The organism is Mucilaginibacter pocheonensis (genome assembly GCF_031456535.1).
GTDB lineage: Bacteria > Bacteroidota > Bacteroidia > Sphingobacteriales > Sphingobacteriaceae > Mucilaginibacter > Mucilaginibacter pocheonensis.
This window is the reverse complement of the sequence record NZ_JAVDUU010000002.1, coordinates 688,806-701,372: the sequence shown is the minus strand read 5'-3', so window position 1 is coordinate 701,372 and position 12,567 is coordinate 688,806. Positions and strand designations below refer to the sequence as shown.

Here is a 12,567-nt window from a genome sequence, read left to right as displayed (position 1 = left end):
AGGAATTGTAAAGGGGCATCGGCTATTGCTTATCCCCCTTAAATGAAAAGCTAATTAAATATGGCTGTTAATTAGTTAAAAGACAACATTTTATTGGAAATTGTAAACTATAAACGGCATTTTGTAAACCGAAATGTGCTTTTAAATTTGAATTTCACAAAAAGAGCACACCCGCAATCAAGCCTTCAATATTGTGCTTTTATTGATCGTAACAACGCCAGGGTTCTGAATGCTATTGAACTTTAAAATAATTGAGGCATAAACTTATCCTGGATTTTATAGTTAAACTTATTTGGATGAAATATTAACTTTGAGCCATGACCCGTTTATCTGTAAACATCAATAAAATAGCTACCCTGCGCAACTCCCGGGGCGGTAATAATCCCGATCTTATTCAGGTTGCAAAAGACTGTGAGCGCTTTGGCGCACAAGGCATCACGGTACACCCCCGCCCAGACGAAAGGCACATTCGTTACAGTGATGTTTTTGAGCTGAAAAATATCGTGACTACCGAGTTTAATATTGAAGGCAACTGCCAGGAGCAAAAGTTTATTGACCTGGTGCTGGCCAACAAGCCCGAACAGGTTACCTTAGTACCCGATGTGCTGGGACAAATTACCTCCAACCACGGCTGGGATACCATTACTAACTATCATTATTTAAAAGATATGATATCGGTGTTTAAAAATGCCGGCATCCGCGTTTCTATATTTGTTGATCCCATAATGAAAATGGTTGAAGGCGCCGCTAAAACTGGTACCGACCGAATTGAACTGTATACCGAAGCCTATGCCACTCATTTTCATCAGGGTAAGGAACTGGCCATTGCTCCCTATATTCAGGCGGCCAAAGCTGCCCAGGAGGCGGGTTTGGGGATTAACGCCGGCCATGACCTTGATCTGCATAACCTTAAGTATTTTGCCGAAAATATCCCGGGCCTGCAGGAAGTAAGTATAGGCCACGCGCTCATTTGTGATGCCTTATATTACGGACTTGAAAACACTATACAAATGTACCTGAGGCAACTGGCACAGCCCGAAGCCCGGTAATTAATGCTATTGAAAAGCACGAAGTAATCTTTTAAATAACAGATGAAAGTATCAAACAGCTCTGATTATTTAAAAGATTACTTCGTGTTTCCAGACGGTATGTTTTCCTAAAATTATTTTATTCCCAGCTTAGCTTTTACAGGTACCATCAAATCAGTACCTTCATTAGAAACAAGCAGTGGTGAACCCTGCGATGAGTCAAGCACATAAGCAATACCTTTTTCTTTAGCTACGCTATTAATGGCTGCACGCGCTTTATCTGACAAGGGTTTTATCAATTCGTTTGATTTAGCCTCAACCTGCTGTTGTGCATTGGTTTGATAATCTTGCATACGTTTCTGTAGGTCCTGCAATTCGGTTTGCTTTGTAGCACGCACGGCATCAGTCATTGTTTTGCTTTGCGATTGCAGCTCCTTTCCCTTTGTTTGCAGTTCGTTATTCATGGTTGTCAGTTGGTCTACAAACTGTTTTTGGTAGGCATCAATCTGGGGTTTAATTGTTTTGGCTTCAGGCATTTGGCCAATTAATGTCTGAAAATCAATATAACCAATTTTAGCTTGTGCATGTGAAAATTTTCCGGCAAATAATAAGCCCGCAGCAATCATGACAACTTTGAACGTGTTTCTCATATCTAATTAATTTCGTAAAAGGTATAGAAACGCTCACGGGTGGAAATTTGTTTTAAATATTAGTTAATTAATAAAAATAAAATAGTTTTTCCTTTGGTAATGGATCCTAAATAACTCCCATGGTACAAATTCACTACATCCCCTTGTTTATTGCCTCATAAACCACATCCTGTATCCTGGGCCTGATGTTCAGGCTGCCCAATTTATTGCTGGCATTGGGGTGTACCCGGTTTGAAAGGAATACATATACGAGGTTGTATTTAGGATCAACCCAAATGCAGGTACCTGTAAAACCGGTATGCCCATAGGTTTGCGGCGAAGCCAGTTTTGACGGATAATGGCGGTCGGCGATCGGGTCCCAGCGGTCAAAACCCAATCCACGGCGACTCACAGCTGATTGTTTGGAGGTGAACAGATCAACCACTTCAGGTTTAAAATATTGTACGCCGCCGTAGTTACCACGATTGAGTAACATTTGGTACATGATGGCCACGTCATTGGCGCTGGCAAATAAACCTGCATGCCCGGCAACACCACCCATAAGGGCCGCGGTTGGGTCATGTACATAGCCATCAAGTAAGGAGTGGCGGTACTCCTGGTCATTTTCAGTCGGAGGGATACGATCCTGGCTAAAGCGGTACAATGGTAAAAACCCGGCGGTTTGCATACCCAGGGGGGCATAAAACTGCTGCTGTACATACACATTCTCGGGAATGGAGGTAATGCTCTCCACTACTTCCTTCATAAACAACAGTCCCACATCGCTGTAAACATATTGCCCCCTGGTAGGTAAAGGCGAATTCAGCATATCCGGAAACATTACATCTTTATAGTAATCTTTCCGCACAAAATAATGATCGGATACATGGGTGGGGTAAGCTGCAGACGAATCAGTACTATAGTCTGAAGGCTTTATTTTTTCAAATGTTTTGATGTCAGGTATCAGCCCCGCCTGGTGCATCAGCAACTCCCGTATCTGAAGGCCATTTTTATTGCTTTTACGGGCAAGCGGAATATAATCGCCAACGGTGGCTTCCAAACTCAGTTTACCCTCGTCGGTAAGTTTCATCGCCTCCACCGTAGTAGCCGTTATTTTAGTCATGGAAGCCAGATCAAAAATATCGGTGATGCGGTCGGGGATAGTATTTTCGTAAGTATGGTAGCCATAGGCCTTATTAAAAATCACCTTACCGTCTTTAGCTACCAGCACCACACAGCCTGGAGTAGCATGCTGGGTTATGGCTTCTCGGGCTATATCATCAATACCTGTAAGATTGTTTGAGTTAATGCCGGCATCCTCCGGAACGGTATATTGCAGCCTTATTTTATTGGTAATAAAACCCATACCGGTTGCAAACTGCGGCGAATATGTGCGCGTAAGCTTTTGTGTTACCGGTAGCCCGCCAAAAATAGCCTGAGCGCTATAAAATGCCGAAACGGGGGTTAAACGTTCGCTCCATAAAATAGGTGCTGTAATGTTGCTCAGTTTGCTCAAAACCTCACCTCCGCCAAAAACAGCTACAATCACATTCTTCAGCCTTTGATTGCTGCTGATAAAGTCAATGACTTGTGGATTGTTCAGATCGGCATTGGTTAACTGCAGTATAATGGTATTATACCATTTAAGGTCAGACGACAGATCGATCAACGTTTTTGGCCCGCTGTAAGCGTTGCCATCAAACGCCTGTACTTTGCTGTACTTATTTAGCAAGCTATCAAAAGCCATAGCATATGGGCTTGAGAAATGAACACTCGCAATTTTCAGCTGATCAAGATCTTGAAGCGGTATCAGGTATTTGCTATTGTTAAATAAAATAGTTGAGCGTTCAACCAGTCGTTCTTCATTAACATATGCCTGTCCTGTTGGAATGTTAACAGGTGGAATTTGCGCGCAGGCGGTATTAAAAAGTGTAAACCCTAACAATACTAAAGGAGCGTAACCCCATTTATTTTTTATCATATACTTTTATTCCGTTTATATAGGTTTTAGTTACTTTAATATGAGGCAGGTATGCTCCTTTTGCTTTCATAATATCCTTATCAAGCATCACAAAATCGGCGTATTTACCGCGCTCAAGACTGCCTTTTTCTTTTTCCTCAAAATTAGCCTTGGCAGCCCAAATGGTTATACCCCGTAAAGCTTCGGCCCTGCTTAAAGCGTTTTCGGGCTGAAACCCTCCGGGTGGGAAACCATTCATGTCTTTACGCTCTACTGCTGCATAAAACGTGTATAGGGGGTTTATATTCTCTACCGGAAAATCGGTCCCTAACGGTATCCACCCGTTTTGCTTTAATAATTGCTTATATACATAGGCCGATTTTAGGCGGTTGGTCCCCAATCTTTTGCCGGCCCAGTACATATCTGATGTGGCATGTGTGGGCTGTACCGATGGGATAATGTTATAATCGCCAAAATATTTGATATCATCGGGAGATAATACCTGCGCATGTTCAATACGCCAGCGTTTGTTATTTTTACCTTTTAATACGGAGGCATATATCTTTAACATTACCCGGTTTGCCGAATCGCCAATGGCATGGGTAGCCATCTGGAAACCGCCAGAGTCTATCTTTTTGGCTACTTCTTCAAAATGTTGCTGACTGCTTAACAAAAAGCCATTCCAGTTCTTTTGATCAGCATAAGGCTTCAATAAGCAGGCGCCCCGTGAACCAAGCGCACCATCGGCATACACTTTAAATCCTCTTACGTTTAACCCGGGAGTTTTATAAACCCCGCGTTTAAACAGATATTCGTAATTCTCTTTCCTATCGGCCAGCAGTACATAAAGCCGCATTTTAAGAGCGCCTTTGTGTTGCAGTGCAGCAATTGTATTGATCATGGTGTAAGGTAAACCGCAGTCATCAACTGTGGTTAAACCAACTGAAAAGCAATTTTTCTGCGCCGCCAATAAAGCATCTTCAATAATATTATCAGTAGGTTCGGGTATTTTGCGGGTCACAATACCCACGGCGTTATCAACCAGTATGCCGGTAAGTTTTCCGTTAATGGTCTCTATCTCTCCGCCGTTAATGGTTTGTCCGGGTTTCACCCCAGCAATGTTAAGGGCGGCCTGGTTGGCAATAGCGGCATGGCCATCAACCCGGCTTAATATTACCGGCCTTACCGGAAACAGCGAATCAAGCCGGGCCTTATCCGGAAATTGTTTTTTTGCCCAGTCGTTCTGGTCCCAACCATGCCCCATGATCCATCCGTCGGTGTTACGGGTGGAGTAGGCTTCAACAGAATCAACAACTTCGTCCCAACTGTGGGTACCAACCAGGTTAACTTCCTGCAGCCCCATGCCATACTCATAAAAATGGGCGTGCGCATCAATAAACCCGGGATAAATAGCAGCACCGGCGGCATCAATAACTTCCCGTGCCTGGTATTTTTGTTCCAGTGTATCTGCATTACCCACATCCAAAATTTTACCAGCTTTTACTACTATAGTATTGGTCACGGTAAAGTTACTGTCAACCGTATACACAACGGCGTTTTTAATTAAAAGGTCGGCGTTATACTCTTTTTGCTTACAGGCTACCGCAAAAAGGAGCAGTGCAGGCCATAATTTCTTCATATGTGGCTTTTGTATAATACTGGTAATGTAATTATTAAACGATATATGTTTATACAATTATCAAATCATAAAGTTATGCCTTCAAATATTTAATTTAGCATCGAATTCGAAATTGGAGGGATTTTTTTTAAAATGTCAGATATAATACAGCTTTTACCGGATGCCGTTGCCAACCAGATTGCCGCGGGTGAAGTAGTGCAACGACCGGCATCTGCAGTAAAGGAATTGATTGAAAACGCTATTGACGCAGGCGCTGGAAAAATTCAACTCATTGTTAAAGATGCAGGCAAATCATTGATACAGGTTATTGATGATGGTTGCGGCATGAGCCTTACTGACGCGCGCATGTGCTTTGAACGCCATGCCACTTCAAAAATACGTAAAGCCGACGATTTGTTTGCAATACGCACCATGGGTTTCAGGGGCGAGGCCATGGCATCAATAGCAGCTATTGCCCAGGTTGAAATGAAAACCCGCCGGCATGAAGACGAACTGGGCACCTGCATTTTTATTGAAGGCTCGGAAGTGATTAGCCAGGAAGCTTGCCAGGCCAATACCGGCACATCTATTTCTGTAAAAAACTTATTTTATAACACCCCCGCCCGCCGTAACTTTTTAAAAAGCAACCCGGTGGAAATGCGCCATATTATTGATGAATTTCAACGGGTAGCGCTGGCCAATCCTCAAATATTTTTTACGCTGCATCATGACGGGCAGGAAGTGTATCATTTGCCGGGCGCAGCGTTAAAACAGCGCATCGTACACCTGTTTGGCAACAATTATAACCAGCGGCTGGTTCCGGTTGAAGAAGATACCACGATTATTAACCTGCGCGGCTTTGTAGGCAAACCCGAGTTTGCCCGCAAAACCAGGGGCGAGCAGTTCTTTTTTGTGAATTACCGATTTATTCGCGATGCTTATTTGAACCACGCGGTGCTTACCGCTTTTGAAGAGCTGTTGCCCGATGACAGTTATCCGTTTTATGTACTGTTCATTGATATTGACCCATCAAAGATTGATATTAACGTACACCCAACTAAAACCGAGATCAAGTACCAGGATGAAAAAGCTATTTATGCTATTATACGCTCGGCGGTAAAACGTTCGCTGGGCCGGTACAACATTACCCCAAGTTTGGATTTTGACCAGGAAAACAGTATTGAGCACCTGATAACGCCCAAACCATTTGAAGAGATCGTTGCACCTACCATCTCGTTTAACCCCAACTTCAATCCTTTCGCTACCGAGAAAAGGCCCGAACGTGAGCACCCTTTTTTAAAGGATAACGGCAATTATAAAAATGACCCGATCCCTAAAAATTGGGACACCTTGTATGAGATCAGCAAAAAAGAAAGCAACCTGCAGCATGAAATGCATGAAGAAAAGCGCATTGCAGTTGATGATCAGGAGGTGAGCAAATCAAGCGAGCGGCAATTATTCCAAATCCATAACCGGTTCATCCTTTCGCAGATCAAATCGGGCTTTATGCTGATAGGGCAACAAGCAGCCCATGAACGCATTTTATACGAACGTTTTTTACAGCAACAGCAAAACCATTCGGGGGTAAGCCAGCAAAGTTTATTTCCGCAATCGGTAACACTAAACGGCAGCGATTTTGAGTTATTAAAAGAACTTTTACCCGACATTAAGGCCCTTGGTTTTGATATACGTGAATTCGGTAAAAACACCGTTGTGGTTGAGGGCATTCCGGCCGAGCTGAGCAATGTTGACGAACATGAACTATTGGAACATTTGCTGGAAGGGTTTAAAAACAATATGGCCATCCTGAAACTGGATAAGCGTGATAACCTGGCACGGTCACTGGCGCGCAACGCGGCTATTAAAACCGGTACTAAATTGTCACTGGAGGAGATGAACCAGTTGATCGATCAGCTTTTTGCCTGTCAAACGCCCAACCAGGCATTGAACGGTAAGCCTGTAATCAGTACCTTTACCATGACTGAGTTATTAGAACGATTTGAAAAATAGCCCACAGGCTTTTATTATACTATATGAATAGTCCATCACCGTTTTCCAATATACCACCGGTTGTAAAAAACCTGCTGATCATTAATATTTTGTTTTTTATTGGAACAATAATATTGGTTAAAGTCAACATAGATGCATACCGATGGTTATCTGCTTTTTACTTTAATTCACCTTTATTCCGCCCGTGGCAAATTATATCGTACATGTTCATGCATGCGGGCATTGATCATCCCGAGCATATATTTTTTAACATGTTCGCCCTTTTTTCATTTGGTCCAATTCTGGAATACTCAATGGGTTCAAAAAAATTTTTGAACATGTATTTCTTATGTGGCATTGGCGGAATTATCTGCCACCAAGTTGTACAGGCGTTTGAAGTACACGCAATTACCGGCGGTATTACTATTTCAAACCCTCAGCTAATATCATCTTTCAATGCTTACGGTGCTATGAGCACTAAATTGCAGGAAATTTACGCAACACCAATTGTAGGAGCGTCTGGGGCTATATTCGGCTTGTTGGCTGCTTTTGGTCTAATGTTTCCAAATCTGGAGATGATGATTCTGTTTATCCCTATACCGATTAAGGCAAAATACATTATTCCAGTTTATATAATTCTTGAGCTATATTTGGGTATTAAACAATATTCAGGTGATTCTGTGGCACATTTTGCGCATTTGGGAGGAGCCCTCGTTGGTTTAATTATGGTGAAAGTTTGGCGATTACAGCGACCAAACAATTTTTATTAATTATGGTAGTTATCAATTAAACGGACCTGTTTTATGAGTACCCTTTGGCAAAACATTCACTATAAAATGCTGCGGTCGGGCAATAAATTAAACTTGCTCATTGGCATTAATGTTGCCGTTTTTTTGGTCATTAATGTTTCGGCAATTCTTGAACAATTGCTTTTTACAGGGTTTGGCAATAGCGCTATTCTTTTTAATACCAATGAATATTTATTGCTCCCGGCTAACCCGGCCAAATTGTTAACCCACTTCTGGACTCCGTTGACCTATATGTTCATGCACGCGGGTATTTTACACATCCTGTTCAATATGCTCTGGCTTTATTGGATGGGGCAAATATTTGAAGAATACCTGGGCAATAAGCGCACTATTGGGCTATATATTATGGGTGGCCTGGCCGGCGCACTTTTTTACCTGCTATGTCTTAATTTTTTACCGGCATTTACCCATACCAATGCCGCTTTAAACAGTACAATTGTTGGCGCATCGGCCAGTGTTATGGCCATTGTGGTTGCTACGGCCACTTTATTGCCAAATTATACCATATCGCTCATATTATTTGGACCGGTAAAATTAAAATGGCTTGTATTGGTTATCCTGGTTATTGACTTTTTGGGTGTTGTAGGCCCCAATGCAGGGGGCGAAATTGCCCACCTGGGCGGTGCTTTGCTTGGATTTGTTTACATTAAGCAACTACAGAGAGGGCATGACTGGATAGGTGGTATAAACAATATATTTAAATCAAGACCTAAACTAAAGGTTGTTACCAAAAATACGGGCAAAAATTCGCCTGAGTACCCTCGTCAGGAAGAAATTGACCGGATATTAGATAAAATATCGCAATCTGGCTATGAAAGCCTGAGCAAGCAGGAAAAAGAAATTTTATTTCGCGCAAGCAATAATGAGAGCTAAACGAAAACAAAGCTTTATCGGTACAGTATTACTATGGATAAACCTGTCGCTTTGTTTTGCTTTATTAATCAGTTATTTAGCCCCGCACGTTAACCCCTCAACCGTTTGGATCATCGCATTTTTCGGCCTGGCTTATCCAGTAATCCTTATAGCCAATGTTATCATGCTCATTTACTGGCTGCTGCGCCAAAGGTGGCAGTTCCTGTTATCGCTTATCACCATACTCGCGGGCTGGAATGTTTTGTTCAATAATATAGGTTTCAGACTTTCTGGCGCCGATACTGCAAAGCCCCCTATCGAAAACGCCATCAGGGTAATGACTTACAACGCGCACAATTTTAAACGTTACGGTTCAACCAATGACGTATCAACCAAACATGAAATTTTAAACATGCTTGGCCAGCAACAGCCCGATATTATCGGCATCCAGGAGTTTTATACTAAAAACCGCGGGCAGTATGAAATGCGCGACTCGATAACCAGGATAATTGGAGCAGGTAATTTTTATTTTGAGCCATTTAACTTTAACAGCACTGAGGCTATAGGCATGGCTATATTTTCAAAATTCCCGATAGTTGGAAAGGGCATGATCCATTTTTCTGACACCAAATCAGAAAACCAGTGTCTGTATGTTGATGTAAAAAAAGGCGAAAAAACATTTCGTTTATATAGCGTGCACCTGCAGTCTATCCGTTTTGATCCTAAAGATTATAAATACCTTGACAGCGTATCAAAAAAAGGTAAAACTGATATGCAATCAACTAAAAGGCTGGGCGGCAAATTAAAAACAGCCTTTATTAAAAGAAGCGAGCAGGTATTTAAAGTAAAAGAACACGCCGCCAAATGCCCCTATCCTTATCTTATTACCGGCGATTTTAATGATACCCCAACCTCATTCGCGGTAAACCAGATGGCCAAAGGGCTTAAAAACGCATTTCGTGAAAAAGGATCAGGTTTTGGACGGACCTATAATGGTGATTTTCCTAATTACCAGATCGACTATATTATGGCAAGCCCGCAATTTGAAATAGCAACCTATAAGATCATCGAAAAAAAGCTGTCTGATCATTACCCGTTACGCAGTGACGTGGTGCTAAGTAATTGATAATTGGATATGAAAATCTTAGTTACGGGATCATCCGGCCAATTAGGATCTGTTACGGTGAAACATTTACGAGCCAGCGGATACATTGTTTCCGGCATTGATATAATTCCTTCCGTTACAACCGATAAATTAATTGATATTACCAATGCGGATGACGTTGAACGAGTAACCGGGGGCTTTGACGCCCTTATACATACTGCCGCTATACATGGCAAGCACTATGAGTTAAGTTGTCCCCGCGAAACGTTTATTGAAACAAATATTAAGGGCACGCTCCATTTATTGAATGCCTGTGTTAAAAATGGTATAAATAAATTTTTATACACCAGTACCACTTCTATATATGGCAGTGCCTTAATTGATGACCACAAGGCGGTTTGGGTTGATGAATTGCTTACCGAAAAGCCACGTGATATTTACGATATAACCAAACAAACTGCCGAACAGCTTTGCAAAGACTTTTTTTATAAGGAGGGACTTCAAACCTCGGTGTACCGTGTTGCCCGCTTTTTGCCCGAGGATGAAAACCTTAAAATAAATCACAGATTGTACCGCGGCCTGGATGAGCGTGATGGCGCAGAGGCGCTAAGGCTGGCTCTGGGGGTTTCATTCAGTGATTTTGAAATATTTAATATTTCTGGTAACCCGCCTTTTAACAAGCACGATCTTACCTTGTTAAAGCATGCTCCGGTTGATGTTATTCTGAAGTACTTCCCTGAGGCCAGGGATATTTATCAACAAAAAAAATGGACGTTCCCGCAAAGTATCGACCGTGTTTATGTTTGCGACAAAGCCAGGCAATATTTGGGTTATACCCCACAATACACTTTCGAATACTTATTGCATCAATAAATATATCTTTAATGCAATTTATTGGTCATGCCGGCAAGTTACTTAATCTTGAAATTGAAAAAATCGTAAGTTTGCGCTTATGCAACAAAATTTGTTTGTTTACAATACTTTAACTCGTAGAAAGGAAGAATTTAAACCGCTTAATGCACCGCATGTTGGCATGTATGTTTGCGGGCCGACTGTTTACAGCGACGTGCATTTGGGCAACTGCCGCACTTATATATCATTTGACCTGATGTTCAGGTACCTTACTCATATTGGCTATAAGGTGCGTTACGTTCGTAACGTAACAGATGCCGGCCACCTGGAAGGCGATGCCGGTGATGAGGGGGAAGACAAAATATCAAAAAAGGCAAAAATTGCCCAACTTGAGCCCATGGAAATTGTGCAAAAATATACCGTTGGTTTTCATGAGGTAATGCAAATATTTAACACCCTGCCGCCAAGTATTGAACCCACGGCTACCGGCCATATTATTGAGCAGATAGAGTTGGTTAAAGTTATACTTGAAAAAGGTTTTGCCTATGAGGTAGACGGAACGGTTTATTTTGATGTTGAAAAATACGACAAAACAAAAAATTATGGCGTATTAAGCGGCCGTAACCTGGAAGATCTGCTTAACAACACCCGTACCTTGGGCGGTCAGGAAGAAAAACATGGTAAACTTGACTTCGCCCTCTGGATAAAAGCAAAACCGGAACATTTAATGAAATGGCCCTCGCCCTGGAGCGTTGGCTTTCCCGGATGGCACCTGGAGTGCTCGGCCATGAGCCAGAAATACCTGGGCAACCAGTTTGATATACATGGCGGCGGCATTGACCTGGTACCCACCCACCACACCAATGAAATTGCCCAGCATGTGGCCTGCTGCGGTAAAAACCCGGCCAATTACTGGGTGCATACCAATATGCTTACTGTAAACGGTCAAAAAATGTCAAAGTCATTAGGCAACAGCTTTTTACCGCATGAGCTTTTTACTGGCAGTAACAGTATATTGAATAAAGGCTATAGCCCCATGACCGTCAGGTTTTTTATGCTGCAGGCACATTACCGCAGCACACTTGATTTTGGCAACGAGGCCATGGAAGCATCAGAAAAAGGCTTTAAGCGTTTAATGAATGCGTTTGCCCTGCTTAATGGCTTAAAGGCAAGTAATACATCCGAAATTGAAATTGAGCCGCTTTTGAACCGTTGCTATGCTGCCATGAACGACGACTTTAACAGCCCGGTACTTATTGCAGAACTTTTTGAAGCGTCGCGTATCATTAACTCTGTGCATGATGGTAAAATGAAGATAGATGAGGCCAATCTTCAATTGCTTAAAACCCTGATGAATACCTTTGTGCTGGATGTACTGGGACTAAAGGATGAACAGGCTGCTAATGATGACTTGCCCAATATATTAAACCTGATTGTCGATCTGAGGAGCGAGGCAAAGGCCAATAAAGATTATGCCATGTCTGATAAGATACGGGATGGCTTATCAAAAATAGGCTTTCAACTCAAAGACAGTAAAGAAGGCACCCTCTGGAGCAAATCATAAAAAGGCTACTTGTAATGTGCATTTAATTAAAACATAATTATAGCTGTTGGGTTAATTAGTTTTTAATTCAGTCAACTAAGACAATAAAATTATCTGCAGGTACAGGTTTCGCATGTTAAACTCTCCACATTTACAATTAAATATAATCATAACCGTTTCAG

10 protein-coding genes are annotated in these 12,567 nt (G+C 42.1%); 7 read left to right on the top strand and 3 right to left on the bottom strand.

From position 1 onward, the window contains the following. The first annotated feature begins 317 nt into the window (after positions 1-317). Positions 318-1,049, top strand: coding sequence for a pyridoxine 5'-phosphate synthase (locus J2W55_RS09975; protein WP_310095054.1), 732 nt, complete (start codon positions 318-320; stop codon positions 1,047-1,049). A 113-nt stretch (positions 1,050-1,162) separates the two neighbouring features. Here J2W55_RS09975 and J2W55_RS09970 read toward each other — a convergent pair whose 3' ends face one another. The 3 genes from J2W55_RS09970 to J2W55_RS09960 all read right to left on the bottom strand — a co-directional run bounded on the left by J2W55_RS09970 (position 1,163) and on the right by J2W55_RS09960 (position 5,256). Further along, positions 1,163-1,678: an OmpH/Skp family outer membrane protein gene (locus J2W55_RS09970; RefSeq protein WP_310095051.1), complete on the bottom strand. Its 516-nt coding sequence runs from the start codon at positions 1,676-1,678 to the stop codon at positions 1,163-1,165. 133 nt (positions 1,679-1,811) lie between these two features. Then, positions 1,812-3,638, bottom strand: a complete 1,827-nt coding sequence (locus tag J2W55_RS09965; protein ID WP_310095047.1) for a serine hydrolase domain-containing protein — start codon at positions 3,636-3,638, stop codon at positions 1,812-1,814. Continuing rightward, on the bottom strand, positions 3,625-5,256 hold the full coding sequence (locus J2W55_RS09960) for an amidohydrolase (protein ID WP_310095044.1): 1,632 nt from the start codon (positions 5,254-5,256) through the stop codon (positions 3,625-3,627). The genes J2W55_RS09965 and J2W55_RS09960 overlap by 14 nt, the downstream gene beginning before the upstream one ends. 132 nt (positions 5,257-5,388) lie before the next feature. Between J2W55_RS09960 and mutL the strand changes: the two genes are divergently transcribed. From mutL to cysS, 6 genes are all read left to right on the top strand, one after another. Then, positions 5,389-7,245, top strand: a complete 1,857-nt coding sequence (gene mutL, locus J2W55_RS09955; protein ID WP_310095042.1) for a DNA mismatch repair endonuclease MutL — start codon at positions 5,389-5,391, stop codon at positions 7,243-7,245. A 23-nt stretch (positions 7,246-7,268) separates the two neighbouring features. Further along, positions 7,269-7,994, top strand: a complete 726-nt coding sequence (locus J2W55_RS09950; RefSeq protein ID WP_310095039.1) for a rhomboid family intramembrane serine protease — start codon at positions 7,269-7,271, stop codon at positions 7,992-7,994. A gap of 33 nt (positions 7,995-8,027) precedes the next feature. Beyond that, positions 8,028-8,906 carry a rhomboid family intramembrane serine protease gene (locus J2W55_RS09945; protein WP_310095036.1) on the top strand — a complete coding sequence of 293 codons (879 nt, stop codon included), beginning with the start codon at positions 8,028-8,030 and terminating at the stop codon, positions 8,904-8,906. After that, positions 8,896-10,011, top strand: coding sequence for an endonuclease/exonuclease/phosphatase family protein (locus J2W55_RS09940; RefSeq protein WP_310095033.1), 1,116 nt, complete (start codon positions 8,896-8,898; stop codon positions 10,009-10,011). Before J2W55_RS09945 ends, J2W55_RS09940 begins: the two co-directional genes overlap by 11 nt. A 9-nt stretch (positions 10,012-10,020) precedes the next feature. Then, positions 10,021-10,863: an NAD-dependent epimerase/dehydratase family protein gene (locus J2W55_RS09935; protein WP_310095030.1), complete on the top strand. Its 843-nt coding sequence runs from the start codon at positions 10,021-10,023 to the stop codon at positions 10,861-10,863. A 79-nt stretch (positions 10,864-10,942) separates the two neighbouring features. Continuing rightward, complete coding sequence (gene cysS / locus J2W55_RS09930; RefSeq protein WP_310095026.1) at positions 10,943-12,406, top strand: cysteine--tRNA ligase; 1,464 nt, start codon at positions 10,943-10,945, stop codon at positions 12,404-12,406. Positions 12,407-12,567: the final 161 nt, after the last annotated feature.